The organism is Mesorhizobium sp. M1428, assembly GCF_040317515.1.
GTDB lineage: Bacteria > Pseudomonadota > Alphaproteobacteria > Rhizobiales > Rhizobiaceae > Mesorhizobium.
The window spans coordinates 296290-322163 of record NZ_JAMYKT010000004.1 but is presented as its reverse complement, the minus strand read 5'-3'; the positions used below and the strand labels follow the sequence as shown (position 1 = coordinate 322163).

At 63.8% G+C, this 25874-nt stretch carries 28 protein-coding genes; 10 read left to right on the top strand and 18 right to left on the bottom strand.

From position 1 onward, the window contains the following. The first annotated feature begins 2 nt into the window (after positions 1-2). The 4 genes from NKG60_RS08685 (at position 3) to NKG60_RS08670 (ending at position 5184) form a co-directional block, all read left to right on the top strand. Positions 3-1166 carry an acyl-CoA dehydrogenase family protein gene (locus tag NKG60_RS08685; RefSeq protein ID WP_352863049.1) on the top strand — a complete coding sequence of 388 codons (1164 nt, stop codon included), beginning with the start codon at positions 3-5 and terminating at the stop codon, positions 1164-1166. Between the two features lie 3 nt (positions 1167-1169). Beyond that, positions 1170-3248, top strand: coding sequence for an acetate--CoA ligase family protein (locus tag NKG60_RS08680; protein ID WP_352863047.1), 2079 nt, complete (start codon positions 1170-1172; stop codon positions 3246-3248). Beyond that, on the top strand, positions 3241-4023 hold the full coding sequence (locus tag NKG60_RS08675; protein ID WP_352863045.1) for a carnitinyl-CoA dehydratase: 783 nt from the start codon (positions 3241-3243) through the stop codon (positions 4021-4023). Before NKG60_RS08680 ends, NKG60_RS08675 begins: the two co-directional genes overlap by 8 nt. A gap of 219 nt (positions 4024-4242) precedes the next feature. Continuing rightward, a complete protein-coding gene (locus tag NKG60_RS08670; RefSeq protein WP_352974823.1) occupies positions 4243-5184 on the top strand; it encodes an alpha/beta hydrolase in 942 nt (313 codons plus the stop codon). A 46-nt stretch (positions 5185-5230) separates the two neighbouring features. On the opposite strand, the gene NKG60_RS08665 is transcribed toward NKG60_RS08670, so the two are convergent. The 3 genes from NKG60_RS08665 to NKG60_RS08655 form a co-directional block, all read right to left on the bottom strand. Then, positions 5231-5497 (bottom strand): hypothetical protein, encoded by a 267-nt coding sequence (locus NKG60_RS08665; protein ID WP_352863041.1) that lies wholly within the window; start codon positions 5495-5497, stop codon positions 5231-5233. Between the two features lie 99 nt (positions 5498-5596). Continuing rightward, the gene (locus NKG60_RS08660) at positions 5597-6382 is read right to left on the bottom strand and encodes a DUF899 domain-containing protein (protein WP_352863039.1); all 786 of its coding nucleotides are present in this window, start codon (positions 6380-6382) and stop codon (positions 5597-5599) included. 161 nt (positions 6383-6543) lie between these two features. Beyond that, the gene (locus tag NKG60_RS08655; protein WP_352863037.1) at positions 6544-7098 is read right to left on the bottom strand and encodes an autotransporter; all 555 of its coding nucleotides are present in this window, start codon (positions 7096-7098) and stop codon (positions 6544-6546) included. 99 nt (positions 7099-7197) lie between these two features. Between NKG60_RS08655 and NKG60_RS08650 the strand changes: the two genes are divergently transcribed. Continuing rightward, on the top strand, positions 7198-7944 hold the full coding sequence (locus tag NKG60_RS08650; RefSeq protein WP_352974821.1) for a GntR family transcriptional regulator: 747 nt from the start codon (positions 7198-7200) through the stop codon (positions 7942-7944). Between the two features lie 23 nt (positions 7945-7967). Here NKG60_RS08650 and NKG60_RS08645 read toward each other — a convergent pair whose 3' ends face one another. The 5 genes from NKG60_RS08645 to NKG60_RS08625 all read right to left on the bottom strand — a co-directional run bounded on the left by NKG60_RS08645 (position 7968) and on the right by NKG60_RS08625 (position 13086). Next, a complete protein-coding gene (locus NKG60_RS08645; RefSeq protein WP_352863033.1) occupies positions 7968-9626 on the bottom strand; it encodes an FAD-binding dehydrogenase in 1659 nt (552 codons plus the stop codon). 59 nt (positions 9627-9685) lie between these two features. Further along, complete coding sequence (locus NKG60_RS08640) at positions 9686-10672, bottom strand: Gfo/Idh/MocA family protein (protein WP_352863032.1); 987 nt, start codon at positions 10670-10672, stop codon at positions 9686-9688. A 145-nt stretch (positions 10673-10817) separates the two neighbouring features. Then, positions 10818-11393, bottom strand: a complete 576-nt coding sequence (locus NKG60_RS08635) for a YceI family protein (protein ID WP_352863031.1) — start codon at positions 11391-11393, stop codon at positions 10818-10820. Positions 11394-11461: 68 nt separating this feature from the next. Then, complete coding sequence (locus tag NKG60_RS08630; RefSeq protein WP_352863030.1) at positions 11462-12040, bottom strand: cytochrome b; 579 nt, start codon at positions 12038-12040, stop codon at positions 11462-11464. A gap of 155 nt (positions 12041-12195) precedes the next feature. Continuing rightward, positions 12196-13086: a LysR family transcriptional regulator gene (locus tag NKG60_RS08625; protein ID WP_352974818.1), complete on the bottom strand. Its 891-nt coding sequence runs from the start codon at positions 13084-13086 to the stop codon at positions 12196-12198. Positions 13087-13200: 114 nt separating this feature from the next. Here NKG60_RS08625 and NKG60_RS08620 point away from each other — a divergent pair, with 114 nt between their 5' ends. Beyond that, positions 13201-14196, top strand: a complete 996-nt coding sequence (locus tag NKG60_RS08620) for an aldo/keto reductase (protein WP_352863028.1) — start codon at positions 13201-13203, stop codon at positions 14194-14196. 234 nt (positions 14197-14430) lie between these two features. Here NKG60_RS08620 and NKG60_RS08615 read toward each other — a convergent pair whose 3' ends face one another. The 9 genes from NKG60_RS08615 to NKG60_RS08575 all read right to left on the bottom strand — a co-directional run bounded on the left by NKG60_RS08615 (position 14431) and on the right by NKG60_RS08575 (position 21977). Further along, the gene (locus NKG60_RS08615; protein WP_352663436.1) at positions 14431-15033 is read right to left on the bottom strand and encodes a nucleotidyltransferase family protein; all 603 of its coding nucleotides are present in this window, start codon (positions 15031-15033) and stop codon (positions 14431-14433) included. A gap of 37 nt (positions 15034-15070) precedes the next feature. After that, entirely contained in the window at positions 15071-17479 is a 2409-nt protein-coding gene (gene pheT / locus NKG60_RS08610) for a phenylalanine--tRNA ligase subunit beta (RefSeq protein WP_352863027.1), read from the bottom strand. 106 nt (positions 17480-17585) lie between these two features. Continuing rightward, positions 17586-18671 carry a phenylalanine--tRNA ligase subunit alpha gene (pheS, locus tag NKG60_RS08605; protein ID WP_352663440.1) on the bottom strand — a complete coding sequence of 362 codons (1086 nt, stop codon included), beginning with the start codon at positions 18669-18671 and terminating at the stop codon, positions 17586-17588. Positions 18672-18767: 96 nt separating this feature from the next. Then, entirely contained in the window at positions 18768-19169 is a 402-nt protein-coding gene (gene rplT, locus NKG60_RS08600; protein ID WP_006201247.1) for a 50S ribosomal protein L20, read from the bottom strand. Between the two features lie 38 nt (positions 19170-19207). After that, a complete protein-coding gene (gene rpmI, locus NKG60_RS08595; protein ID WP_006201248.1) occupies positions 19208-19411 on the bottom strand; it encodes a 50S ribosomal protein L35 in 204 nt (67 codons plus the stop codon). Between the two features lie 191 nt (positions 19412-19602). Then, the gene (locus NKG60_RS08590; protein ID WP_352663442.1) at positions 19603-20244 is read right to left on the bottom strand and encodes a methyltransferase family protein; all 642 of its coding nucleotides are present in this window, start codon (positions 20242-20244) and stop codon (positions 19603-19605) included. 227 nt (positions 20245-20471) lie between these two features. Beyond that, complete coding sequence (gene infC / locus NKG60_RS08585) at positions 20472-21008, bottom strand: translation initiation factor IF-3 (RefSeq protein ID WP_023677573.1); 537 nt, start codon at positions 21006-21008, stop codon at positions 20472-20474. Between the two features lie 175 nt (positions 21009-21183). Next, entirely contained in the window at positions 21184-21645 is a 462-nt protein-coding gene (locus tag NKG60_RS08580) for a GNAT family N-acetyltransferase (RefSeq protein WP_502903368.1), read from the bottom strand. A 47-nt stretch (positions 21646-21692) separates the two neighbouring features. Next, positions 21693-21977, bottom strand: a complete 285-nt coding sequence (locus NKG60_RS08575) for a type II toxin-antitoxin system TacA family antitoxin (protein WP_352863026.1) — start codon at positions 21975-21977, stop codon at positions 21693-21695. Positions 21978-22169: 192 nt separating this feature from the next. Between NKG60_RS08575 and NKG60_RS08570 the strand changes: the two genes are divergently transcribed. The 4 genes from NKG60_RS08570 (at position 22170) to NKG60_RS08555 (ending at position 25533) form a co-directional block, all read left to right on the top strand. Further along, a complete protein-coding gene (locus NKG60_RS08570; RefSeq protein WP_352863025.1) occupies positions 22170-22937 on the top strand; it encodes an alpha/beta hydrolase in 768 nt (255 codons plus the stop codon). 4 nt (positions 22938-22941) lie between these two features. Further along, complete coding sequence (locus NKG60_RS08565) at positions 22942-24084, top strand: benzoate/H(+) symporter BenE family transporter (protein ID WP_352663450.1); 1143 nt, start codon at positions 22942-22944, stop codon at positions 24082-24084. 116 nt (positions 24085-24200) lie between these two features. Further along, positions 24201-24677 (top strand): DUF2852 domain-containing protein, encoded by a 477-nt coding sequence (locus tag NKG60_RS08560; RefSeq protein ID WP_352663452.1) that lies wholly within the window; start codon positions 24201-24203, stop codon positions 24675-24677. 97 nt (positions 24678-24774) lie between these two features. After that, a complete protein-coding gene (locus NKG60_RS08555; RefSeq protein WP_352663454.1) occupies positions 24775-25533 on the top strand; it encodes a M48 family metallopeptidase in 759 nt (252 codons plus the stop codon). An 8-nt stretch (positions 25534-25541) separates the two neighbouring features. On the opposite strand, the gene NKG60_RS08550 is transcribed toward NKG60_RS08555, so the two are convergent. Beyond that, the gene (locus tag NKG60_RS08550) at positions 25542-25760 is read right to left on the bottom strand and encodes a hypothetical protein (protein ID WP_352464644.1); all 219 of its coding nucleotides are present in this window, start codon (positions 25758-25760) and stop codon (positions 25542-25544) included. Positions 25761-25874: the final 114 nt, after the last annotated feature.

Sequence of the window (25874 nt, the reverse complement as noted above, 5' to 3'; positions counted from 1 at the left end):
CCATGGATTTTGGTCTTTCGGAGGAGCAGAAGCTCATCGTCGAGACGACGCGGGCATTCGTCGAGAACGAGCTTTACCCGCATGAGCGCGAGGTCGAGCGTACCGGCGTGCTGCGCCGCGAGCTGATCGAGGAGATCAAGGCCAAGGCGATCGAAGCCGGCCTCTATGCCGCCAACATGCCGGCCGATGTCGGCGGCGCCGGGCTCGATACGGTGACCTGGCTCCTTTACGAGAAGGAGCTCGGCCGCGCCAACTACGCGCTGCATTGGACTTGCGTTGCGCGGCCTTCGAACATCCTTCTCGCCGGCACGCCGGAGCAGCGCGAAAAATATCTGTTTCCCTGCATTCGCGGCGAGAAGTGGGATTGCCTGGCAATGACCGAGCCAGGCGCCGGTTCCGATTTGCGCGGCATGAAGGCAACCGCCGTGCAAGACGGCGACGACTGGGTGCTGAACGGCACCAAGCATTTCATAAGCCACGCCGACATTGCCGATTTCGCCATCGTCTTCATGGCCTCGGGGGAGGAAGAATCTTCGCGTGGCAAACGCAAGAAGATCACCGCCTTCTTCGTCGACAAGGGCACCAAGGGTTTCAGCGTGCGCGACGGCTACCGCAACGTCTCGCATCGTGGCTATACCAATGCCATCCTCGAATTCGACGATTGCCGGTTGCCGGCCACTCAGGTTCTGGGCGAGGTCCACAAGGGCTTCGATGTTGCCAATTCATGGCTCGGCGCAACGCGCCTGCAGGTCGGCGCCACCTGCCTCGGCCGCGCCGAGCGGGCGCTTGGCCACGCCATCGAATACGCCGCGCAGCGCCAGCAGTTCGGCCAGCCGATCGGCAAGTTCCAGGGCGTGTCGTTCAAGCTCGCCGACATGGCGACCGAGCTGAAGGCCGCCGACCTGATGGTGTTCGAAGCCGGCTGGAAGTACGATCAGGGCACCGTCACCGACCAGGACATGGCCATGGCCAAGCTGAAGGCCACCGAAATGCTTGCCTTCGTCGCCGACGAGGCGATCCAGATCCATGGCGGCATGGGGCTGATGGACGATTTGCCGCTGGAACGCATCTGGCGCGACGCCCGCGTCGAGCGCATCTGGGAGGGCACCTCGGAAATCCAGCGCCACATCATCTCGCGGGCGCTGCTGCGCCCGTTGGGGGGCTGAACTATGCACAAACTTGAGCGCCTTTTGCGCCCGCGGACAATCGCCGTCTTCGGTGGCGCGCAGGCCGCCGCCGTCGTCGCGCAGTCGATCAAGATGGGCTTTGCCGGCGAGATCTGGCCGGTGCATCCGACCAAGGCCGAGGTCGCCGGCCGCAAGGCCTATCGCTCGGTGGCCGAATTGCCCGGTGCGCCGGATGCCGCTTTCATCGGCGTCAACCGGCATTTGACCATCGAAGTGGTCAAGGCGCTGGCCGAGCGCGGCGCCGGCGGTGCGGTCTGCTTCGCCGCCGGCTTCCTCGAAACCGAGGCCTATGACGAGGACGGCGAGCGGCTGCAGGCCGAGCTGGTCGCGGCGGCGGGCCAAATGCCGATCATCGGGCCGAACTGCTACGGGCTGATTAATTATGCCGACGGCGCGCTTTTGTGGCCCGACCAGCATGGCGGCATCAGGCTGCCAGAAGGCGGTCACGGCGTCGCCATCATCACCCAGTCGTCGAACATCGCCATCAACATGACGATGCAGAAACGCGGCCTGCCGATCGCCTTTCTGATGACCGCCGGCAACCAGGCGCAGACCGGGCTTTCGGAAATGGCGCTCGGCCTGATCGAGGACGACCGCGTCACCGCGCTCGGCCTGCATATCGAGGCCTTCGATTCGGTAGCCGGCTTCGAAAGGCTGGCGGCGCGGGCGCGCGAACTGAAGAAGCCTGTCATCGCCATGAAGGTTGGCCGCTCCGAGCAGGCGCGGCAGGCGACCGTTTCCCATACCGCGTCGCTGGCCGGCTCGGACGCGGCGTCCGGCGCCTTTCTGAAGCGGCTCGGCATCGCCCGCATCGATTCCATCCCGGCCTTCATCGAAGCGCTGAAGCTGCTGCACGTCACCGGTCCCCTGCCCGGCTACCGGCTGTCGTCGATGAGCTGTTCGGGCGGTGAGGCGTCGGTGATGGCCGACAGCGCCGAAGGCCGCTGGGTGATGTTTCCGCCATTCACCGCCGAGCACCGCGCGCATGTCAAATCGACGCTCGGGCCGCTGGTCGCAGTGGCCAACCCGCTCGACTATCACACCTTCATCTGGAACAACGAGCCGGCGATGACCGCCACCTTTACCGCCATGGTGTCGGGCGGCTTCGACCTCAACATGCTGGTGCTCGATTTCCCGCGCCCCGACCGCTGTTCGGACACCGACTGGTGGGCGACGCTGCGCGCCTTCGAAGCGGCACTGAAGACCAATAGCGCGCAAGGCGCGATCGTCTCCTCGCTGCCGGAGAACCTGCCCGAGGAATACACGGCCGGCCTGATGGCGCGGGGCATGGTGCCGCTGTTCGGCATCTCCGAAGCCATGGACGCCGCCCAGGCGGCGGCCTTCATCGGCTGGGCCTGGCGCGAGCCGCAGGCGCAGCCGATCGACACCTCGGCGGCCGGCGCGCCGGCCGGCGACCATGTCACGCCGGACGAGGCGGAGGCGAAAGCGCGGCTCATCGAGGCCGGGCTTTCCGTGCCGAAGGGCGAGCGCGCCGGCAATGCGGTCGAAGCTGTCATCTCCTCGATGGCGCTCGGCTTCCCGGTGGCGCTGAAGGCCCTTGGCGTCATCCACAAATCCGAGCTCGATGCGGTCCGGCTCAACCTCAGGGATGCCGAATCCGTCAGCACCGCCGCCCATGATCTCGGCCCGCTCGGCACCGGCCTTTATGTCGAGCGCATGGTGCGCGACGGCGTCGCCGAGCTGCTGGTCGGCTTCACCCGCGACCCGATGTTCGGCGCGGTGATGACGCTCGGCACCGGCGGCGTGCTGGTCGAGCTGTTGCGCGACAGCGTCACGCTGATGCTGCCGGCGACCCGCGACGATATTGAGGCCGCTTTGCGCGGGCTGAAATTGTTCCCGCTGCTCGACGGTTATCGCGGTCGGCCGAAGGCCGATGTCGCGGCGGCAATCGATGCGATATCGGGCATTGCCGCTTTCGTGCAGCAAAACGCGGGCGAAATCGAGGAGCTCGACATCAATCCGCTGATCGTCTGCACCGAGGGCAAGGGCGCCTGGATCGCCGATGCGCTGCTGGTGCTTGGAGACAAGAAGAATGGCTGAAATCATCACCACCCGCCGCGAGGGCACGATCCTCGAAGTGACGCTCGACCGGCCTAAGGCCAACGCCATCGACCTGAAGACGTCGCGGCTGATGGGCGAGACGTTCAAGACGTTCCGCGACGATCCCGACCTGCGCGTCGCTATCGTCAAGACCGCCGGCGACAAGTTCTTCTGCGCCGGCTGGGACCTGAAGGCCGCGGCCGGTGGCGACGCGGTCGACGGCGACTATGGCGTCGGCGGCTTCGGCGGCTTGCAGGAACTGCGCGATCTCAACAAGCCGGTGATCGCCTGCGTCAACGGCATGGCTGTCGGCGGCGGCTTCGAGCTGGCGCTGTCCTGCGACCTCATCTATGCGTCGGATCACTCCTCCTTCGCCCTGCCCGAAATCCGCGCCGGCACGCTAGCCGATGCGGCGACGATCAAGCTGCCGAAGCGCATCCCCTATCATGTCGCCATGGACCTTTTGCTCACCGGCCGCTGGATGGACGTCGCCGAGGCGCATCGCTGGGGCCTGGTCAACGAGGTGCTGCCCAAGGACAGGCTGGAGGACCGCGTCTGGGAGATCGCCCGGCTGCTCGCCAGCGGCCCGCCGCTGGTCTTCGCCGCGATCAAGGAAACGGCGCGGGTCGCAGAATCGCTGACCTTCCAGGACGCCATGAACCGGGTGACGCGCCGGCAACTGCCGACGGTTGACGCACTCTACGGCTCGGAGGACAATCTCGAGGGTTTTCGCGCCTTTGCCGAAAAACGCGATCCGGTGTGGAAGGGGAAATGACACTGCCGAGATGATGGCGTTCCGTCGCACCCCCCTCTGGCCTGCCGGCCATCTCCCCCGCAAGGGGGGAGATTGGATGTCGCCCTCGCTTTCGCCAATCGCCGATGTTGCAAGACGTACGCCGTCGGCAAAGCTACCAATCTCCCCCCTTGCGGGGGAGATGTCCGGCAGGACAGAGGGGGGTGTCCAGGCTCAACCTTGGCAGCCCATTCAGCGCCCATGACCGACTACAAAACCCTCATTGACGCCGAGACCTGGGCTTTCATCGAGCGGACCAACTCCTATTATCCGCCCGATACGATCGACTACACCATCGCCGAGCAGCGCGAGATCTATAACCGGATGTGCCGCGAGTTCTTTGCCGGCTATCCCCAAGGCGTCACGGCGGAAACCACCGCCATTGCCACGCCATGGCATCGGGTTCCAATTCGCATCTACCGCGCCCCGGCGCCGGAAACGGCGGCGATGGTGCTTTATTTCCATGGCGGCGGTTTTATGCTCGGCGGGCTCGACAGCCATGACGACCTCTGCGCCGAGCTTTGCAGCCGCACTGGCTACGAAGTGGTTTCGGTCGACTACCGGCTGGCGCCGGAACACCTTCATCCGGCCGCCTTCGACGATGCCATCTGCGCCTTCGAATGGGCGTCGACCACTTACGAACGGCCTATCCTGCTGTGCGGCGACAGTGCCGGCGGTAATCTCACCGCGTCCGTCAGCCACGCGACGCGCGGCCATGCGCGCAAGCCGATCGGCCAGATGCTGGTCTATCCCGGCCTTGGCGGCGACAGCTCCACAGGCTCCTACGTCACCCACGCGGAAGCGCCGATGCTTAACGTGCGCGACCTCGTTTTCTACAAGGACATCAGGACCGGTGGCGAGGACCGGACCGGCGATCTCACCTTGTCGCCGCTCGCCGACGCCGACTTTGCCAATCTGCCACCTGCCGTCGTGATCACCGCCGAATGCGACCCGCTGTCGTCGGACGGCGAAGCCTATCGCGACTGCATCGTTGCTGCAGGCGGGCGGGCCTGGTGGTTCGAGGAGCCGGGACTGGTGCATGGCTATTTGCGCGCCAGACACACTGTCGGCCGCGCCCGCTCGAGCTTTACCCGGATTGTCGATGCGGTAGCGGTTTTGGGAAGGGGCGAGTGGATCTGGTGAGGGATGCCTTCCCGACCAGAACGGGCCTTTGTCGGCCGGTACAGCTCTATTTGCGGCGGCGTCGCCGGCCGGAAACCTGCTTCAGCCAAGGTCCTAAATGAAAGCCGCTCATCAGCAGGTACATCGGGACCATGCCGCCCAGCGGTGACACCTCTTGCCCGGTCGAGCACATCATATCCGGCGCGCCGCCGAGAAGCGTCAGCAGCGCCATGGTTGCGAAGGTCGGCGCGGCCGCAAAGGACAGCCAATCGGCTACGCCATGGCCGGCCGGGCTCGGATCGCCGGCGGATCCGCCTGCATGAATCTCGCTCATGTCCGTCGTCCCTGGTAGTGAGCGGGATGCGGTCGAATTGAACCGTGCATCCCGCTCCTCCGTTTGTCCTAGCCGTATTTCCGCGACGCTAAAGACGTTCTATTCAGTGCGGTTCCGGAACGCCGCCTCTCCGGCGTCCGACACCTCGACCCACTTTTTGTCGGGAACGGCTTCGGCGCCGTAATTGTCGTGCCAGTTCCACCACTTGTACGTCGGCGTCTGCGGATAGCCCTCGGGCGAATCTTCCCAAACCTCCTGCCGGCCGAGCGGCGACAGGTCGAGATAGCTCCATACGGTCCCCATCGCCTCGTCGCCGCGGTTGTTGATGAAGTAGGTGCGGAACACGCGATCATCGTCGCGGATGAACACGTTATGGCCGTGCCACTCGTCAACGCCGAAGTCGGCATCGAAGCTGTCGGTGATGGTGTACCAGGGCATCTTCCAGTCCATCCGCGCCTTCAGCCGCGCAATGTCGGCCTGCGGTGCGCGCGAGGCGTAGGCAAGCGTGGTGTCGCGGGCGTTCAGATGGGCGAGGTTGCCAACCTGGTCCGCCCCCAGCGAGCAGCCGCGGCAAGCGTGATCGGGCCAGCCGAATACGCCGGGCTCGAAGAAGGCGCGGTAGACGATCAGCTGACGGCGGTCCTCGAACAGGTCGAGCAGGCTCACCTTTCCGTCGGGCCCTTCGAACGTATAGGTCTTCTCCACCGCCATCCACGGCATCCGCCGGCGCTCGGCGGCCAAGGCGTCGCGAGCCCGGGTCACGGCCTTCTCCTTCACGAGCAGCTGCTGGCGCGCGGCTTCCCACGCGTCGGGCGAAACGACCGGTGGTGTCTTCATCGCGAGCCGCGTCGTCTGCTCGCCTGTGCCATTCTGATGTGCCGTCATTGTGCATCTCCCTTGCTGGTTTGTCGCCGCATCGGCGCGACGTCTTGCTTGGTCGTGAGATAGGATAGGGGCGATAGCGGATTGGCGAGAGTGACAAGTGTGACGCGATTCCGACGGGTTCGCTGATCACGGCCAATTTCGCCGCCCGCGACGCCCTGCGCTCATTCCCGCCCGGACTGCTGAATGGGCCGAGCGCCGGCCAGATAGCGGTCATTGTCAAACGGTTCGGCCTGGTTGCTATCCGGGCTCCACAGCTGCCGGTGGGTTCGTGTGAGATCGCCGAGGTAGACATGCAGCGCACCTGATCGCGCGCTGCCGGTATTCGCAACCGCATGCACGGTATTTGACGCCATGTGCACCACGGCAGGCGCTGCGATGTCCTGCCTTTCGGGAACATCGAGTTCGCTGCCGGCAACGGGATAGATGAAGTTCGTCTCGCTTCCCTTGTAGATGCCGATCAAGGCATCCATCAGGTGGTTGTGGGGCGGGTACTGCAGGCCGGGCGACAGCGTGATGTGATAGATCGTCAGGTTCGGGCTCGCATGCAGAAGAACCTCGTCGTCTTCTTCTTCGTGAGCGAGTGTTCCCGATGCGTGAAAACGGTTGGTGTAGTCGCCCAGGACCGTCCTTACCGCTTCGAGGGGATCTGGCCCCTTCGCGGCATTGACGATATCGTCGGCAACGGCGTAGAGAGGCGAGTTGGCGGGCAAAGGCATATCAGTTATCCTCCCTGAGATGATCAGATTATCAATCTGAGATGCTCAGGCTAGCGAATGCCGATGCCAGCGTCAACGGGACAGCCAGACGGACAGAATATGAAAACGACGAAGTTGACCGCCGAACCGGCAAGGCCGGCCACGGTCGAGGCGACAGCACTGTCAGCCGCCGACGTCCTTCGCAGGGAACAGGCATATGAGCAGCTGAGGAACGACATCATTGCCTGCGTGCTGCGCCCCGGTGAAGCGCTGACCGAGAAACAGATCGGCGATCGATACCAGATCAAAAAGGCGACCATCCGCGCGGCGTTGGCCCGCCTGATGCAGGAAGGTCTGGTCAGGAGCGAGCCGCGCCGTGGCTACGTCGTTGCGACGCTCAGCCTGCGGGACGTCAACGAGATCTTCGATGTCCGCGGCTTGATCGAGCCGGAAGTGTTCAGGGTGGCAGCATCGAACATGACCGAGCGCGGGCTCGAGGACATCGGGCTGGCAGCGAAAAAGGTGCTGAAACCGGAGACGCTGCGCAGCCACGTCGCCTTCCTTGCGGCCGATCGTGCCTTTCGTCTGGCCTTTGCGGAGCTCTCGGGAAATCTACGGCTGGCGCATCTGCTGGACCAGATACTCGACCAGTCGGCGCGGGTTCTCCACCTCGGGTTCAAGTCGCGCGATTTCACCCAGTTGATCATCGCCCAGCAAAAGGAACTGGTTCTTGCCTGCGAAGCAGGCGACGTTTCCGGCATCGTCAAACTTGCCCGTTCGCAGTGCCTGTTTCTCAAAAAGCAGGTGCTCGAGGCTTTGCTTGCCGGCTCCAAGCTTCAGGACGTCAATTTGCAGCCCTTCGCCTAAAGCGCGTTGCGGTCGACTTTGTTTCACCCCACCGCTCGCGCCGCTGCCCGTCCGGCACTGCGGCCGGAAAAGATGCAGCCGCCGAGAAACGTACCTTCGAGCGCTGCATAGCCGTGCATGCCGCCGCCGCCGAAACCGGCGGCTTCGCCCGCCGCGTACAACCCCTCGACCGGTTGGCCGCCGGGGCCCAGCACGCGGCTGTCGAGGTCCGTCTCAAGCCCGCCGAGCGTCTTGCGGGTCAGGATGCTGAGCCTGACGGCGATCAACGGGCCATTGGCGGGGTCGAGCAGCTTGTGCGGCCTTGCGGTGCGGATCAGCCGGTCGCCGAGATAGGCTCGCGCGCCGCGCAGCTCAGTAATCTGCATGTCCTTGGAGAACGGATTGTCGAGCTGCCGGTCGCGGGCGCGGATTTCGCGCTCGACTTGGCGCAATTCGAGCAGCGGCTCGCCGCCGGCCATTGCGTTCATGCGGGCGACCAGCGCCGGCAGTTCGGGCTCGACGATGAAATCCTCGCCCTTCTCCATGAACGCCTTGACCGGCCCGGGCACGCCGCTGGTGGCACGGCCAAGCACCTGGCGCCAGCTCTTCCCCGTCAAATCCGGGTTCTGCTCGGAGCCCGACAGCGCGAACTCCTTCCGGATGATCTTTTTGGTCAGGATGAACCAGGAATGATCGAAGCCGGTGCTCATGATGTGGCTGAGCGTGGCCAACGTGTCGAAGCCGGGATAAAGCGGCACCGGCAGGCGCTTGCCGCGCGCATCGAGCCACAGCGATGACGGGCCGGGCAGGATGCGGATCGCATGATCGGTCCAGATCGGTGCCCAGTTCCTGACGCCCTCGACATAGTGCCACATGCGGTCGCGGTTGATGAGCCTGCCGCCGGCAGCCTCGGCGATCGCCAGCATGCGGCCGTCGACATGGTCGGGAACGCCGGTGATCATGCGTTTCGGCGGCGCACCCAGCCGCTGCGGCCAATTCTCCCGGACCAGCTGGTGATCGGCGCCGATGCCGCCGGAGGCGACGATGACGGCCTGCGCCTTCAGCTCGAAATCGCCGGTGATCTCGCGCGAGCTCTTGCGGCCGCGCTCGGAATCGCTCGCCGCCAATAGGTCGCCGCGCACGCCGTCGACGACGCCGCCCGTCCGGGTCAATTCGTTGACCCGGTGACGGAATTTGAACCGGATCAATCCGCGCTTCTCGGCCTCGCGCACGCGCTGCACGAACGGCTCGAGGACGCCGGGGCCGGTGCCCCAGGTGACATGGAAGCGCGGAACCGAATTGCCGTGGCCGACGGCATTGCCGCCGCCGCGTTCGGCCCAGCCGACTACCGGAAAGAATTTAAGGCCGCGCTGCATGAGCCAGGAGCGCTTCTCGCCGGCGGCGAAGCCGACATAGGCCTCGGCCCAGCGGCGCGGCCAGAGATCTTCCGTGCGATCGAAGGCTGCGGTGCCCAGCCAGTCCTCGAGCGCCAGCTCATACGAATCGCGGATGCGCATACGCCGCTGTTCGGGCGAATCGACGAGGAAGATGCCGCCGAGCGACCAGAATGCCTGACCGCCAAGCGACTGTTCCGGCTCCTGCTCGACGATGATGGTCTTCTTGCCGGCCGCAGTCAGTTCGGCCGCCGCGACAAGGCCGGCAATGCCGGCGCCGACAATGATCACATCCGCGTCGTCGGGCATCTATTTGACCATGATCTCGTCCAAAAACCGGTCCCCCACTTTTTGGGATCATGGCCGGCCTAGACTGCCTCCCAGCCTTCCTTCTCGCCGGCGCGGAAGATGGCATCGATGATCTTCTGGTTGAGCACCGATTCTTCCAGGGTGAAGACGCGATCCTTGCCGCCCTGCGCCGCCCGTGCGAAGGCCTCGACCTCGAGCCGGTACTGTTGCGTGCCGGGAAAGCGGAACACCTGCGCCCCGCTGTGGTTCTGGTTGTGCAGCTCGACGCGGTGATGGTCGTAGAGCCCGGCGTTGAACGGCGAGAACACCTCGATGAAGCCCTTCTCGCCGTGGAAGACCATCACCTGGCGTGCCGCCATCTGCGTCGACAGGTAGAAGGACAGCTCGAAATCGCCGAAATCGGCACGGATCGAGGAATAGATGTCGGTGCCGAATGTCTTGTCGCGCTCGATCGTCGCCTGGACGCGCAGCGGCTCCTTGCCTGTCGAAAAGCGCGTCGACACCGTCGGGTAGACACCGATGTCGGGCAGCGCGCCGCCGCCGAGATCGAGCTTGTTGCGCATGTTGTTGGGGTCGACATTGTAATAGGAGAACGCGCCCTGGACATGGCGCAGCCGGCCGATGGCGCCGTTGGCGATCAGCTCGCGCACCTTGATCCATTGCGGATGATAGACGACCATGAAGGCTTCGCAGACCAGCACCTTCCTGGCATCGCGCAGCTTGATCAGCGGCGGAATGTCCCTGGCATCGAGCGCCAGTGGCTTTTCGACCAGAACATGCTTGCCGGCCTCGATCGCCTTGGCCGTCCATTCGACATGCTGCGAGGTCGGCAGCGGAATGTAGACGCCGTCGATGTCGCTGGAGGCGAGCAGTTCCTCATAGGAGCCGAAAGCGTGGCGCGCACCGAAGCGTTCGCCCAGCGCCCGGGCTTTCGACAGATCACGGCTGGCAATCGCCGACAGCACGCCGTTCTCCGCCTCGCCGATTGCCGGCAAAAGCTGCTCGCGGCCGATCTTGGCCGTCGACAAAACACCCCATCGGAACATCAGATTTCTCCTCTCGATTGCAGGCCTGGAGGTTTGCCCTAATTCAGGAGAAAAGCCAATGCGGGAGCGTGGCGGCGAACAGGGCGATCGTCTGCGGCTTGTCGGATGTCGGCGCTGCCCTCGCGGAACCTGAGTTCCGCAAAGACTATCCCCTTCTACCCGTCAGCGTCATGTCGAAGTCGACGACGTTGGAATAGATCGGCGTGCCGACATCCATGCCGTAGCGTGACCGCAGCACCTTGCCGGTGACGTGGAATTTTATCGTGCCCGCCTTGAGGCCGCCAAGCTCGGCCGTGAACTTTTCCTGAAACGTCTTGCCGCGCGCCGTCAGCCGGCCGGTGACAAGGGCCGACGTGTCGCCGGTGCGTTTGACGCTGGTCGAACGGAACTGGATCTCCGGATTGTTGGCTGCGTCGAAAACCGCGTCCGAGCGAAGAAAGGCGTCGATGCGACTTTGGCCGGTACCGACGCTTTCGGGGAAGATGGTGAAATTGACCTGGGACCGGCCGACATCGCTGTTGTCGATGAGGATACTGCCCTTGAAGCGGGAGAAAGCACCGTCGAGCCCGCCGCCGCCGAGCTTGCCGATCGAGAAGTGGATGCTGGAACTCCCCGGGCTGATGGTGTAGCTGCCGGCCGCGTCGCCGAGGGCAACGGCGGCGAAAACAGGCATGGCAAAACAAGCGGCGGCGGCCGCAAATCCGAAGATGCGCGCGTACATGGAAATGGTCCTCTTGGTAGGCAACGCTTTCTTGCGTCCTCGCCCCATCAACGAATGAGCCGTCCGCTCTATTCCGTGTCGCGATCTGACGAAGCCGTGATCATGCGCGTCAGCACGGTATCCCTCAGCCAGAAATGGTGGCGCAGCGCTGCGGCGAGATGCAAAGCGACAAGTCCGATGCCGGCATAGGCGAGATACCAGTGCGTCGCTGCCCAGAAGCTTTCTGCCGTGTCCGATTCGCCAAGCGGCAGATTGGGCATGACGAACAGATTGAACGGCACGCTCGGGATCTCCAGCACCGAGACCGAGACCAGCGCCCAGCCGGACAGCGGCAGAGCGAGCTGAAACGCATAAAGCGCGAGATGGACCAGCGGCGCCATCCGGCGCTCGAACGGCCCGACCGAGCGCGGCAGCGGCGGGGCCGGTCTGCCTAGGCGCCAGGCGATGCGCAGGATGACCAGCCCAAGCAGCAGAAAGCCGAAGGATTTATGCAGCTGGATCAGCTCGAAGGCGGTGCGCTGGCTGGACAGCCGCACCATGACGAAGCCGAGCACGAACTGGCCGATAAAGAGCGCCGCGATCAGCCAGTGAAGGATGATCGCCGTCCAGCCGTAGCCGGCCGTTTGGTTTTTGGGCAGTGTAGACATGGTCGGTGAACGAATGCCAGGTCTGGTTTCTTCCAGGCCAGAAAGGCGGTTCCACTTGTGTTTGGAGACGAATAATTGCCGGCGCCGGCGCCGCAACGGCCGTGAGATGAGCATTCAGCCTGAAGAGATTGCCCGCCGCTGTTCCGACGGTGCCCCTATGTACTCACCCCGAAGAAATCGACAAAGGCCCTGAGTGCCGGCCGCATCTGGCGGCGGCTGGGGTAATAGACGAAGAAGCCGTCGAAGGGCGGGCACCAGTCCTCCAGCACGCGAACGAGCTTCCCGGTGGCGAGCGCGTCGCGGACATAGTCCTCGAACACGAAGGCGAGCCCGGCGCCGTCAACCGCGGCGTTGGCAATCAGATGGTCCTCGTCGAGGATCAGCGGCCCTTGCACCGCTATCTCGATCTCTTCGCCGTTTTTCTCGAATTCCCAGCGGTAGAGAATGCCGCTGGAGAAGCGGAAACGGATGCAGCGGTGGCCGGCAAGGTCGTGCGGATGGATCGGCCTGGGCCTGGTCTCGAAATAGGATGGCGCGCCGACCACGGCGCCGCGGAGATTCGGCCCGATACGCACCGCGATCATGTCGCGCTGCAGGCTCTCGTCCAGCCGCACGCCGGCGTCGAAGCCGCCTTCGACGACATCGGTGAAGCGGTCCTCGATGACGATCTCCAGCACGATGTCCGGATAGGCCGCGGCAAAGGCGCCGAGTCGAGGCGTCAGCGTCAGATGGGCCGCGGTGCGCGGCACGTTGAGCCTCAGATTGCCGGCCGGCCGGTCGCGCGCCTCGATCGCCGATTCCAGCGCCAGGTCGATCTCCGACAGCGCCGGCCTGAGACGCTCGAGCAGCTGCGCGCCTTCCTCGGTCGGGGCGACGCTGCGCGTGCTGCGCGCCAGAAGACGGACGCCGAGGCGGGCTTCGAGGCTGGAAACGGCATGGCTGACCGCGGATGGCGCGATTGCCAGCTCCTTGGCGGCACCGCGAAAACTGCCGCATTGGGCGACAGTTGCCAGCACAGCGAGCTGTGAAAGATGGGTTCGCTTCATTGATCTATTTCTTGGAACAGCCCGTGCAGATGAGAGCCGATTATCGAACGCAGCGCAAGAGGCTATCTCTGCGGCATCACAACCATCACAACCATCACAACAAGGAGACAGGTGATGCAAACCCGCAAGCTTGGCAATGAACTCGACGTCTACCCGGTCGGCCTCGGCTGCATGGGGATGAGCTTTGCCTATGGCGGCCAGCCGGAGGCAGACGCGATCGCCACGCTGCGCCACGCCGTCGAGATCGGCGTCAATTTCTTCGACACGGCCGAAGTCTATGGCCCCTACGAGAACGAGATCCTGGTCGGCAAGGCGCTGAAGCCGGTGCGTGACAAGGTGACGATCGCAACCAAATTCGGCTTCAAGATCCTCGAAGAAGGCAGCGGCATGGAGCGCATGGCCGGCGTCGACAGCCGCCCCGAACATGTCAAGGCGGTTGCCGAAGCGTCGCTGAAGCGGCTGGATACCGAAGTGATCGACCTCTACTACCAGCACCGCGTCGACCCCAACGTGCCGATCGAGGATACGGTCGGCGCCATGGCCGAGCTGGTGCGCGAGGGCAAGGTGCGGGCGCTCGGCCTGTCGGAGGCGAGTGCGGCGACCATCCGCCGGGCGCATGCGGTGCATCCGATCGCCGCCGTGCAGAGCGAATATTCGCTGTGGACCCGCGATCCGGAAGAAGAAGTGTTTGCCGTCTGCCGCGAGCTCGGCATCGGCTTTGTCCCCTATAGCCCGCTTGGCCGCGGTCTGCTGACCGGCACAATCGCCAAGCCCGATGTTCTCGGCGCCGACGACTGGCGCCGCGGGTTGCCGCGCTTCCAGGCCGACGCCATGGCGGCCAATGCGGCGGTCGTCGCCGTGCTGGAAAAGATGGCCGCCGAGAAGGGCGTGACGCCGGCGCAGCTGGCGCTCGCCTGGGTGCTGCATCAGGGCGACTTCATTGTGCCGATCCCTGGTGCGCGAAAAATCCGCCATCTGGAGCAGAATACGGCGGCAGCCGATATCGTGCTGAGCCAGGCCGAAGTGGCATCTATTGGCGACGCCCTGTCGCCGGAGAAGGTGGTCGGCAAGCGCTACACCGAAGAGCTGTTGGCGTTGGTCAACGGGTGAACGGCACAGTAGTCGAAACGGGGCGTTTCGGCACCCTTTTTGACTAGACCTCGACGCGAGGCACCCCCCTCTGTCCTGCCGGACATCTCCCCCTCAAGGGGGGAGATTGGCAGTTCCAGCGCGCTGCCCGCCCTTCCGGCGCCGGTGATTAGCGAAAGCAGAGGCGACATCCGATCTCCCCCCTTGAGGGGGAGATGCCCGGCAGGGCAGAGGGGGGTGCCTCGCGCCGACATTCTACCAGGGCACGACACTGATCTCCGGCCAGTTCTCCCTTGCGCGAGCGCCCTTCGTCTCGTGCGTCTGCCGATTGTCCAGTGCCCGGTTCGGGGTAATGCGAAACGAGAAGATGTCGTCGAGCCCGAACGGCGCCACGAGCGCGAGTTGCCCATCTGTGCCGAATCTAACGCCGACCGCATGGGTTTTCGACGCGAAATAGAAAAGCGCCTCGGCGGACGACGACAGCCTGGGATAGGAACCGCCAAAGCGCGCCTCAAACCACAGATGCACCCGCGCCTGATTGCGCACCTCGACCGGCAGCTTCAGCCCTTCGAAATGCTCCGCCGCACGGCGGATGACTGTGTCCTCGGCTTCATATGACAGATCGCTCTCATCGAAATAAAACAGGTCGACATCCCGGATGCCGTACCCCGACGGGTTTCCGGTCAGATAATTCCAGACGCTGTTGTAGAGCGCGCCGGACACGACCAGCCACTCGGGTAGGCCTAGCTCCCGTGCCCGCTTCAGCGTCTCGCCGACCAGCGGATCGGTTGAGACGATATCGAGAAAGGCTGCACGCTGTTCCTCAAAGGGCAGCCCCGAATAGCGCAAATGGTTCATCGCCCTTTGGAGGGCGATTCGCCATGTGTCCGCAAGCTCAGCCGCGCAGCACACCGCCGGTCTGCTTGCCGACATTCTCGACGATGCGCTTGGCCAGCGCCTCGAAATCCTCGTCGGTCAGCGTCTTTTCGACCGGCTGGATCGACACCTCGATGGCGATCGATTTCTTCGCCGCCCCAAGTGCGGCACCTTCGAAGACGTCGAACACCGAGACGCCGGAAATCAGCTTTCGGTCGGCGGCAAGGGCGGCGCGAACGAGTGTGCCGGCTTCGACCGCCTTGTCGACGACGAAGGCGAAGTCGCGCTTGACCGCCTGGAAGGCGGACAGATCCAGTCTCGGCTTTGTCCGAGTCGGCTTGGCCTTCGGCTCGGGCACCGCATCGATGAATACTTCGAAGCCGCAGAGCGGGCCGGAGACGTCCAGCCCTTCCAGCGTCTTCGGGTGGAATTCGCCGAAGGTGCCGAGCACGACCTTCGGCCCAAGCTTGATCGTGCCGGAGCGGCCGGGATGATACCAGGCCGGGCCGCCGGCCTCGATCTGCAGCCGCTCGACGGGCGCGCCGCAGGCTTCGAGTGCGGCGATCGCATCGGCCTTGGCATCGAACACGCCGACGGCGCCGGCGTTGCCGGCCCAATGGCGGCCGAAGCCCTCGAGCTTGGCGGTGCCGCGCCGCACGCCGGCGGCAACACGTCGCTGCTGGTCGGCGCCGTCGCCCTCGTAAGTGCCCGACACTTCGAACAGCGCGACATCACCGATGCCCTTGTCGGCATTGCGTTGCGCTGCCGCGATCAGCCCCGGCAGCAGCGACGGCCGCATGTCCGACATGTCGGCGGCGATCGGGTTGGCAAGCTTCAGCGCCTGCTGGCCGCCGCCGAACAATTCGGCGTGTTTTGCCGGAATGAACGACCAGGTGACGGCCTCCATCATGCCGCGCACGGCAAGTGCCCGCTTGGCGGCACGGGTGCGGATCTGCAGCACGGTCAGGATCTTGGCGTTGACCGCGTCGTGGCTGCCGAGCGGCTGCGGCGCGATATTGTCGACGCCGTGGATGCGCATGACCTCCTCGACCAGGTCGGCCTTGCCGTCGACATCCGGCCGCCAGGACGGGACTGCCACATTGACGACATCGCCGGCGCCCTCCGGCTTGAAGCCGAGGCGGGCTAGAATGTCGAGGCTCGTCGAGTGCGGCACTTCGATACCGGTCAGCCGCTTCACTTCCGACAATGGGAACGAGACGATCTTCGGCCGATGGCCGGTATAGCCGACGACTTCGGTTTGCGTCGGCGTGCCACCGCAGAAATCGAGCACCAGCTTCGTCGCCAGCTCCAGGCCGGGAACCATCATTTCCGGGTCGACGCCGCGCTCGAACCGATAGCGTGCATCGGTGATGATGCCGAGCGTGCGGCCGGTCCGGGCGGTGGCGATCGGGTCCCAAAGCGCCGACTCGATCAGCACGTCGGTGGTGTTCTCGTCGCAGCCGGAATGCTCGCCGCCCATAATACCGGCGATCGATTCGATGCCGTCCTGGTCGGCGATCACGCACATCTCCGGCGTCAGCGTGTATTCGCGGCCGTCGAGCGCCAGCACCTTTTCGCCGTCTCGCGCCCGGCGCACGGTGAGATTGCCGGTGACCTTCGCAGCGTCAAAAACATGCAGCGGCCGGCCGCGGTCGAAGGTGACGTAATTGGTGATGTCGACGAGCGCGCTGATCGGCCTCAAGCCGATGGCGAGAAGCCGTTGCTGCAGCCATTTCGGCGACGGGCCGTTCTTGACGCCGCGCACCAGGCGCAGCGCAAAGCCGGGACAGAGCTCCGGCGCTTCGATCGTCACCTTTATCGGCGTCTCGCCCTTGCCGGAGATCGGCTCTATCGGCGCGCTCTTCAGCGTGCCGAGCCCGCTCGCCGCCAGATCGCGGGCGATGCCATGGACACTGGTGGCATCCGGCCGGTTCGGCGTAAGATTGATCTCGATCAGCGGGTCGTCGAGATGGGCATAGGCGGCGAAACTGGTGCCGACCGGCGCATCGGCCGGCAGGTCGATGATGCCGTCATGCTCTTCGGACAGCTCGAGCTCGCGCTCGGAGCACATCATGCCGTGGCTTTCAACGCCGCGGATCTTGCCGACGGTCAGCGTCACGTCGATGCCGGGAATATAGGTGCCCGGTGCTGCAAAGGCGCCGATCAGGCCGGCGCGGGCGTTCGGCGCTCCACACACAACCTGCACAGGCGGCTTGCCGTCGCCTGTGTCGACGGTCAGCACGCGCAGCCGGTCGGCGTCGGGATGCTGGACCGCCGTCAGCACCTTGGCGATGACGAAGGGGGCCAGGCTCGCCCGGTCGTCGACATGCTCGACCTCGAGGCCGATCGAGGTGAGACGCTCGACGATTTCCGCCAGCGAGGCGTCGGTCTCGAGATGATCCTTGAGCCAGGAGAGGGTAAGTTTCATGACTGTGTTCCGTCTGGTCTGGGCACGCTGCACTTGAAGCTATGCGGCCGCGCGTCGGACATGTGCAGGAAGGCGAGCTGCCCGCGGATTTGCTGCGGCCAGCTCGTCACGCGCTCAAGCCCCCGAACAGCGTCGGCATGTCGAGCGGCCTAAATCCGTAATGCGACAGCCAGCGCACATCCGCGTCGAAGAAGGCGCGCAGATCCGGCATGCCGTATTTCAGCATGGCAATGCGGTCGATGCCCATGCCCCAGGCAAAGCCCTGGTATTCGTCGGGATCGAGGCCGCCGTAACGGAGCACATTGGGGTGGACCATGCCGCAGCCGAGGATCTCCATCCAGTCCGAGCCCTCGCCGAAGCGCACCTCGCCGGGCCGCGAACGGTCGCACTGGATGTCGACCTCGAGGCTGGGCTCCGTGAACGGGAAGAAGGACGGCCGGAAGCGCATCTTGACGCTCGGCACCTCGAAGAAGGCCTTGCAGAACTCCTCCAGCACCCACTTCATGTTGGCGACATTAGCCGATTTGTCGATCACCAACCCCTCGACCTGATGGAACATCGGTGAGTGGGTGGCATCGGAATCCTGCCGGTAGGTCTTGCCAGGAATAACGATGCGGATCGGCGGCTTCTGCATCTCCATGGTGCGGATCTGCACCGGCGAGGTGTGGGTGCGCAAAAGCTTGCGTTCGCCCTGCGCGTCCGGCTGGAAGAAGAAGGTATCGTGCATCTCGCGCGCCGGGTGGCCTTCCGGGAAGTTCAGCGAGGTGAAATTGTAATAGTCGGTCTCGATGTCGGGACCTTCGGCAATGGCAAAGCCGAGATCGCCGAAAATCGCCGCGATCTCGTCGATAACCTGGCTGATCGGATGGATGCGGCCGCGCTCGGCCGGCGATTGCCTGACCGGCAAGCTGACGTCGACCTTCTCGGCGGCAAGCCGTGCCGTGATCGCCACATCTTTCAGCTCGGCACGGCGCGCCGAAAGCGCCTCGGTAACGCGGTTCTTGAGGCCGTTGATTGCCGGGCCTTTGACCTGGCGCTCCTCGGCGCTCATCGAGCCGAGTGTCTTCAGCATCTCGGAAACCGAGCCCTTCTTGCCAAGGGCCGAGACACGCACCGCCTCGATCGCCTGCTCGTCGGCGGCCGAGGCGATCTCGGCCATCAGGGAATTTTCGAGAGTTTCCATGTCACTCATGTTCCAGATCCGATTGGAAGCAAAGAAAAACCCGCGCCAGCCCTGCCAGCGCGGGTTTCCCAAATCAAGTGTCGAATAGCTTGGGAAGCGCTGGTCTTAAGCGACAGCGCTTTCAAAAGCATTCGGCGTGGTATTCTTGAGATATTCGAGCGCGACCTTGGCCTTGGCCACGAGTGCGGCGAATGCCTGCGGCTCGTGGATGGCCATATCCGACAGGATCTTGCGATCGATCTCGATGCCGGCCTTGTTGAGACCGTCGATGAAACGGCCATAGGTCAGGCCATGCTCATGCGTCGCCGCATTGATGCGCTGGATCCACAGCGCGCGGAACGAACGCTTGCGGTTCTTGCGGTCGCGATAGGCGTACTGCAGCGACTTTTCCACCGCCTGCTTGGCGATGCGGATGGTGTTCTTGCGACGGCCGTAAAAACCCTTGGCGGCTTTCAGGACCTTCTTGTGCTTGGCGTGCGAGGTGACGCCTCTCTTTACGCGTGCCATGTCATGATCTCCTTAAAACGCTGTCCAGACCGAATGCCCTAGAGGCCGTTCGGCAGAAAATTCTTGATGACCTTCTTGCCATCCGGTTCAGCCAGAACCATCGTGCCGCGGGCATTTCGAATGAACTTGTTGGAGCGCTTGATCATGCCGTGACGCTTGCCGGCCGCAGCCGACAGAACTTTACCCGTACCTGTGATCTTGAACCGCTTCTTGGCGGCCGATTTGGTCTTCATCTTGGGCATTTTGCTACTCCGTTTATATGCGCACCAATGCGCTTTTTGTTCGCTTCAGGCCGACCAAAGCCCGAAAAGCAAATGAAACCGCCACGGCATGCCCTGCCGGGCGGTTTTTTGGGAACGGCGGTCCTATACGTCAAAGCGGGCTGGCGCGCAACACCCCGTGCTCAGCAACACTGTACTCAGCAACACCGGACTCAGGGGAAACGGAACAGCACCGGCAATATGCCGGACTGCTGGGCGCCGTCGATCAGTTCGAAAGCCGGCAAGGCAACCAGGAAGACCAGACCGTCCAGCAGCGTGGTTCGCAGCAGGCGCGGCTTGAAGCCGCCGGTGTCGCCTTCCTGATACAGCGCCAGCTTCGGGAAAAAGCGCGGCACTTTCGCCAGGTAGGCCTGGTATGGCGCGCCGAGAACCTCCTTGAGGAATTTCTCCTCGCGCAGGATAACGATGTAAAAGGCACCCGCGCAGAGCGCTCCAAAGCCGATCGTGGCGGTGATGGAGCCGATCTGTGCGCCGACACCGGCGGCAGCTAAAGTAGAGAAGACATAGAGCGGGTTGCGGGTGATCGAATATGGCCCGCCGGTCACCACTTCGGAGGATTTGCGTCCACCAATATAGAGCGTCGACCACAAGCGTCCGACGATGCCGAGAAAGATCAGCACGACGCCGACCATTTCGATCGTTTCATGCACAGGCGTATCGGGCGGAAAAACCGACTGCCCGAACAAAAGCATCGCGAACAGGACGACGACGACGACGGCAAGCACCATCCTGCGCGTGTGCTGGTAGCTGCCCAGCCCGTATTTGGCTTCCGAATGCTTGACGTCATTGACCATGTCGGGAATCCGATCGTCGAGGGAACCAGAGCGTCTTTGCTCTCGCCGGCGATCGCAGCGTCTGGCCAAGAAACAGGCGCCCCGCCGATCGTCGGGACGCCTTGCAACATGATTCAGGCGGATTTTATGCACGTCGCCCAAAAAGCCTCCCCACGGACTTGACCCGAGGGTGCGCAGCGGTTTTGGGACAACGACATGCACAAAACAGAACTAAAGCGCAACGCGCTTTAGCGGGGCGCCAGCACCATCATCATCTGGCGGCCTTCGAGCTTCGGTTCGGCTTCGACCTTGGCGATGGGCGCCACTTCCTCGCGAACCTTGTTCAGAAGCTGCATGCCGAGTTCCATATGCGCCATCTCGCGACCGCGGAAGCGCAGCGTCAGCTTGACCTTGTCGCCTTCCTCGAAAAAGCGCCGGACGGCCTTCATCTTGGTCTCGTAGTCGTGGCTGTCGATGTTCGGGCGCATCTTGATCTCCTTGATCTCGATGACCTTCTGGTTCTTGCGTGCTTCGGCCGCCTTCTTCTGGTTGGCGTATTTCAGCTTGCCGAGATCGAGGATCTTTACGACGGGCGGCACTGCATTGGGCGATATCTCGACCAGATCGAGCCCAGCCTCTTCGGCGAGCAGCAATGCGTCGTTGATGGAGACATCGCCGCGGTTCTGGCCTTCGGCGTCGATTAGCTGGACCCGGGGAACCCGGATGTCACGGTTGGAGCGCGGGCCTTCCTTGGTGGGCGCCGCTGCTTTGAAAGGTCTGCGAATGGTCGTGGTCTCCTTGAGCCGTTTCGTTAAGGGGTTCTTCAGTTCAGAATTGCGAACGCGCAATGTGGTGAGCGCGCGGTCGGAGTCAATAGCACAGCATTCTCAGGAAATCACCTGCTCGATGAGAAGAGCAAGACCAAGGCGGCGAACAAACGCGGCTGCGCATGAATGATGGTCAGTAGCCGGAGAGCCAGGCACGGATATCGTCAAGCGAGCGCATCAGAACCGAAGGGTTGTCGCGCGCCGGGATGAATCCCCAGCTTTGCCAGAATGTCTCGGCCTCACCATCAATGGCGCGAACAATGACGGCGCGGCCTGCGACGATTGCCGCGCCGGCGATACACCGTTGCAAGGCGTCCTTCACAAGCGCCGAGCCTATCCCCCGGCCGACATGGCGGCGGTCTACGGCAAGCTGGCCGATTAGCAAACAGGGAATTGGATCCGGCGGGCGCCCCGTTCGGATGGCACGTGGAGCGGTGTTGGGCTCAATCACAGTCGGAGCCAAGCCATAGTAGCCGATCACCTGACCAGCATCGTGAACCACAAGGACGCGAGTAAAGCCACGCGTGTGATTCGAATGGGCGAAATTCGCCAGCCAATGGTCAAGTGCGGGCTTGCCGCATTCGAACCCTTCCAAGCGATGTCTTTCCGAGAGGAGTTCGACACCAGACAGCGCCACCCGATTCAGCTGCTCCCGAAAGATTTACGTCGCAGGCGCTCGGCGACCTTGGGTGGAATGGGAGCAGGCGTCGCACTGATCGCCTGCACGAAGTCCCGAAAAGCGTCTGGGGAGAGCCGGATGACGATTTCGTTCAGGATGGCGGTTTGCGCCTCCTGAATTGCGGCGCGTCGCATGAATTCCGTTCTCGAAAGGCCGAGGAGGTCTGCGCCACGATCTATGATCGCAAGATCATCGTTGCGGAACCGCATCGATACGGGCGTCTCTTTTCTCGGTGACAGGGCGGACATTGCGCGGCTTCCTGGACGGTCAAAGACATATAGGGCTCTGTAACGCGATACGCAATACATTAAGCAAGCGACCGCCGTGTCGAATGGGAACGCGAAGGCAAATCAGCGCCGTTGCACCAAGCTAAAGACACCGCAGAGCACTTTTCGTTGAATGCCTTGCTGTGCCAAAAGACCGGCGTGAGGGAATACACCATGACCACCACCCCGATCTTTCTGGACGTCGACGGGACGAGCATCGCCGTCAGGCATGCGGCAGGTGCCGAGCCCGGCATCGTCTGGCTTGGCGGCTACAAATCCGACATGCTGGGCACCAAGGCCGAAACCCTGTCGGAATGGACGCGCAAAGAAGGCCGCGCCTTCCTGCGCCACGATTATTCCGGCCACGGCGAATCGAGTGGCGCCTTTGCCGACGGCACCATCTCGAAATGGCTGGGCGAGAGCATGGCGGTTTTCCGCCGCTTCACCCAGCGCCGGCAAATCCTGGTCGGCTCGTCGATGGGCGCGTGGATCGCGCTGCGCATGGTGCAGGAGTTGTGCAGGGCGGGCGAGAACAGCGTCGCCGGCCTTGTGCTGCTGGCGCCGGCGCCTGATTTCACGTTCGAACTGGTGGAGCCGGTGCTGACCGGGGCGCAGAAGCGCGACCTCAGGAAAAAGGGCTTTTTCGAAGAGCCGTCGGACTATTCCGTCGAACCGTACATCTACACCCGCACACTGATCGAGGACGGCCGCAACAACCGGGTGATGACCGGGCCGATCGACACGCACTGTCCGGTCCACATCCTGCAAGGGCTGGCCGATCCCGACGTGCCGTCGAGCCATGCGCTGAAGCTGGTCAGCCTGCTGCCGGCCGACGACGTCACGTTGTCGCTCATCCCCGACGGCGATCACCGCCTGTCGCGGCCGCAGGATCTCGACATGCTGGTGCGGGCGGTGGACGCGATGGTGCGGCAGGCGGGATAGAGACATGCGCATTTCCATTCCGGTGTCCGCCTCGGTGGCGGCGATCGTCGGCTTCGGCGGTACGCTGGCCATCGTCATTGCCGCGGCCAAGGCGGTCGGCGCAACGCAGGTCGAGACCGCAAGCTGGGTGACGGCGCTTTGCCTGGCGATGGCGATCGAGAGCCTGTGGCTGTCGTGGCGTACGAAAATGCCGGTCATCACCGCCTGGTCGACGCCAGGCGTCGCGCTGATCGCCGCATCGACCGGCTTTTCGATGGGCGAGGCGGTTGGCGCCTTCATCGTCACCGCGGTCCTGCTGATCACCACAGGCCTGTTCAGGCCGTTGACCAAGCTGATCGCCAGAATACCGGCTTCGGTCGCATCCGGAATGCTGGCCGGCATCGTCGTCACCTTCGCCATCAATGCGGTGAAAACCGTTCCCCTCGACCCCTGGCTGATCCTGCCGCTGGTTGCGGCGTTCTTCGCCATCCGCCTGTTCAACCCGGCGCTGTCGGTGCTGCTGGTGCTGATCGGCGGCGGTCTCGCCGCCTTTCTCACCGGCCGGGTCGGCGGTCTGCCGGCACCGGAACTTTCGAGCTTGACGCTGGTGATGCCGCAGTTCAGCGCCACCGCGATCATCGGCCTCGCCTTGCCGCTCTACCTCGTCACCATGGCCTCGCAGAACTTGTCCGGCCTCGCCGTGCTGAGGGCAGCCGGCTATCATCCCGAACCCGGGCCGCTGATCGGCGTCACCGGCCTGTTTTCGCTGCTGACGGCGCCGTTCGGCGCCTCGACCACCAATCTGGCGGCGATCTCCGCGGCGATCTGCACCGGGCCTGATGTGCATCCCGATCCGGCCGAGCGCTGGAAGACCGGGCCGTTCTACGCGCTGGCCTATCTCGTCTTTGCCCTGTTCGGCGCATCGCTGGTGGCGATCTTCGCCGTATTGCCGCAGAGCCTGATCGCGCTGGTCGCCGGCCTGGCGCTAATGGCACCGCTCGCCAATGCGCTGTCAATCGCCTTGAAAGACGAGGACGAGCGGATGGCCGCCACCGTCACCTTCGCCGTCACCGCATCGGGGCTGACGCTGTTCGGCGTCGGCGCGGCGTTCTGGGGGCTGATTGCGGGATTGGTCGTGCTTTTCCTCGAAAAGCTCAAAAAGCGATAATCATTTCAGCCGCTTGTCCGGTTTTGGCGGTTGCTGTCTTGAATCGCCGTTTTCTCCATCCCATTTCGATTCCACGCAGCCGGATTTGGCTGTCTCCAACTGAAGGATTGGGAGAAATGAACACATCTGCATTGATCCGTCCGGCCTGGACGCCGGCGACCATCGCGTTGATGGTGATCGGGTTCATGGTGTTCTGGCCGCTCGGCTTAGCCATGCTCGCCTACATCATCTGGGGCGACAGGCTCGACGGCTTCAAGCGTGACGTCAACCGCGCCACCGACGGCATCTTCGCCGGCTGCCGCCGCGGTTCCGATAAGGCCGCGCGCTGGGGTCATGGCTCCGCCCGCACCGGCAACGTCGCTTTCGACGATTGGCGCGAGAAGGAGCTCGAGCGGCTTGCCGAGGAACGCCGCAAGCTCGACGAGATGCTGAGCGAGTTCGACGAATATGCCCGCGAATTGCGCCGCGCCAAGGACCAGGAGGAGTTCGATCGCTTCATGGCCAATCGCAACAAGTCGACGTCGCCCACGACCGGATCGACGACGAACAACAAACCCAGCGGCAAGTCCACGCCAGGCCTGCTCGACGAGTAAGGTCCCGTGCGCAGATAGATAATCCAACGGCGTCGCGTCAGCGGCGCCGTTTCTTTTTTGTTCTAGTCGTTTCCCTCGAATCACGTATCGTCCCGGAATGTCCTTCGGCTTCTTTCGCACCCCGACGAAACCCAAGCCCACGCCCGTCGTGGAGCGCGAGCATTGCGTTGCCGGCCGCACGCTGCCGCTCAAGATCGTCGAGAACGACCGGGCGCGGCGCCTGACGCTGCGCATCGATTCCGGCGGCCGCGGCCTGCGCATCACCGTGCCGCCGGGACTGCGCCGCGGCGAGGTCGAAAAATTCCTCGACCGCCATCAGGACTGGCTGGAGCAAAGGCTGGCCAAAGTGCCCAATCGGCCGCAGGTGCGGCCCGGCATCAAGATACCGGTGCGTGGCGTGCCGCATCGCATCGTCCATGAACCGTCGAAACGCGGCACGGTCACGCTATCGCGCGACGAGCGCGGGCCGCTGATGATCGTGCATGGCGAACGCGTGCACCTGCCGCGCCGCATCGCCGATTTCCTCAAGCGCGAAGCCAAGCGCGAGATCGAAGCGCTGGTGACCAAGCACAGTGCTGCGGTCGGCAAGCGCGCCAAGGCGATCCGCTTCAAGGATACGTCTAGCCGATGGGGATCGTGCACGTCGGAGGGCAATCTGTCGTTTTCCTGGCGCATCATGATGGCGCCGCGGCCGGTGATAAACTACCTCGTCGCGCATGAGGTGGCGCATCTCAAGGAGATGAACCACGGCCCGAAATTCTGGAAATTATGCGAGCAGCTTTGCCCGGACACCGAGCGCTGCAAGGACTGGCTCAAGCGCAATGGCGGCGCGCTGCAGGCGATCACGTTCGAGTAGTTGTCCGATCAATCGTCATTCGCCGCGTTCAACTCCTCCGGCCGCAACCCCTCATCGACATGGCGCGGCCAGGGCAGGAAATCCTGCTCGAAGGTGTCGTTGCTGAAATATGCCAGCGCCCGGTGCGCCTCGGCGCCGTTGAAAGCGGCCTTGTCCATCAAATGAGCGATGACCTCATGGGCCTGCGCCAGCTTGTGCCTGAGTTCCGCGACGGTCTTTTCCGGCATGGTCTTTGTTCTCCCGCCTTTGTGCCTGAGCAAGTAGCGCGTCGCGCTCTTATATTAGCAAGGTAGCGCATTCGGCTCTTACATTAGCAAGGTAGCGCGTTCCGCGCTGGCGGC

Excerpts from the sequence above, each read along its gene's own strand:
- NKG60_RS08590 (WP_352663442.1), bottom strand. The coding sequence starts at position 20,244 with ATGGTCAATGACGTCAAGCATTCGGAAGCCAAATACGGGCTGGGCAGC.
- NKG60_RS08650 (WP_352974821.1), top strand. The coding sequence starts at position 7,198 with ATGAAAACGACGAAGTTGACCGCCGAACCGGCAAGGCCGGCCACGGTC.
- NKG60_RS08645 (WP_352863033.1), bottom strand. The coding sequence starts at position 9,626 with ATGCCCGACGACGCGGATGTGATCATTGTCGGCGCCGGCATTGCCGGC.
- NKG60_RS08660 (WP_352863039.1), bottom strand. The coding sequence starts at position 6,382 with ATGACGGCACATCAGAATGGCACAGGCGAGCAGACGACGCGGCTCGCG.
- NKG60_RS08670 (WP_352974823.1), top strand. The coding sequence starts at position 4,243 with ATGACCGACTACAAAACCCTCATTGACGCCGAGACCTGGGCTTTCATC.
- NKG60_RS08555 (WP_352663454.1), top strand. The coding sequence starts at position 24,775 with ATGTCCTTCGGCTTCTTTCGCACCCCGACGAAACCCAAGCCCACGCCC.
- rpmI (WP_006201248.1), bottom strand. The coding sequence starts at position 19,411 with ATGCCCAAGATGAAGACCAAATCGGCCGCCAAGAAGCGGTTCAAGATC.
- NKG60_RS08635 (WP_352863031.1), bottom strand. The coding sequence starts at position 11,393 with ATGTACGCGCGCATCTTCGGATTTGCGGCCGCCGCCGCTTGTTTTGCC.
- NKG60_RS08685 (WP_352863049.1), top strand. The coding sequence starts at position 3 with ATGGATTTTGGTCTTTCGGAGGAGCAGAAGCTCATCGTCGAGACGACG.
- NKG60_RS08680 (WP_352863047.1), top strand. The coding sequence starts at position 1,170 with ATGCACAAACTTGAGCGCCTTTTGCGCCCGCGGACAATCGCCGTCTTC.
- NKG60_RS08575 (WP_352863026.1), bottom strand. The coding sequence starts at position 21,977 with ATGTCCGCCCTGTCACCGAGAAAAGAGACGCCCGTATCGATGCGGTTC.
- NKG60_RS08655 (WP_352863037.1), bottom strand. The coding sequence starts at position 7,098 with ATGCCTTTGCCCGCCAACTCGCCTCTCTACGCCGTTGCCGACGATATC.
- NKG60_RS08640 (WP_352863032.1), bottom strand. The coding sequence starts at position 10,672 with ATGTTCCGATGGGGTGTTTTGTCGACGGCCAAGATCGGCCGCGAGCAG.
- pheT (WP_352863027.1), bottom strand. The coding sequence starts at position 17,479 with ATGAAACTTACCCTCTCCTGGCTCAAGGATCATCTCGAGACCGACGCC.
- NKG60_RS08570 (WP_352863025.1), top strand. The coding sequence starts at position 22,170 with ATGACCACCACCCCGATCTTTCTGGACGTCGACGGGACGAGCATCGCC.
- pheS (WP_352663440.1), bottom strand. The coding sequence starts at position 18,671 with ATGAGTGACATGGAAACTCTCGAAAATTCCCTGATGGCCGAGATCGCC.
- NKG60_RS08630 (WP_352863030.1), bottom strand. The coding sequence starts at position 12,040 with ATGTCTACACTGCCCAAAAACCAAACGGCCGGCTACGGCTGGACGGCG.
- NKG60_RS08665 (WP_352863041.1), bottom strand. The coding sequence starts at position 5,497 with ATGAGCGAGATTCATGCAGGCGGATCCGCCGGCGATCCGAGCCCGGCC.
- NKG60_RS08625 (WP_352974818.1), bottom strand. The coding sequence starts at position 13,086 with ATGAAGCGAACCCATCTTTCACAGCTCGCTGTGCTGGCAACTGTCGCC.
- rplT (WP_006201247.1), bottom strand. The coding sequence starts at position 19,169 with ATGGCACGCGTAAAGAGAGGCGTCACCTCGCACGCCAAGCACAAGAAG.
- NKG60_RS08550 (WP_352464644.1), bottom strand. The coding sequence starts at position 25,760 with ATGCCGGAAAAGACCGTCGCGGAACTCAGGCACAAGCTGGCGCAGGCC.
- NKG60_RS08615 (WP_352663436.1), bottom strand. The coding sequence starts at position 15,033 with ATGAACCATTTGCGCTATTCGGGGCTGCCCTTTGAGGAACAGCGTGCA.
- NKG60_RS08675 (WP_352863045.1), top strand. The coding sequence starts at position 3,241 with ATGGCTGAAATCATCACCACCCGCCGCGAGGGCACGATCCTCGAAGTG.
- NKG60_RS08560 (WP_352663452.1), top strand. The coding sequence starts at position 24,201 with ATGAACACATCTGCATTGATCCGTCCGGCCTGGACGCCGGCGACCATC.
- NKG60_RS08565 (WP_352663450.1), top strand. The coding sequence starts at position 22,942 with ATGCGCATTTCCATTCCGGTGTCCGCCTCGGTGGCGGCGATCGTCGGC.
- NKG60_RS08620 (WP_352863028.1), top strand. The coding sequence starts at position 13,201 with ATGCAAACCCGCAAGCTTGGCAATGAACTCGACGTCTACCCGGTCGGC.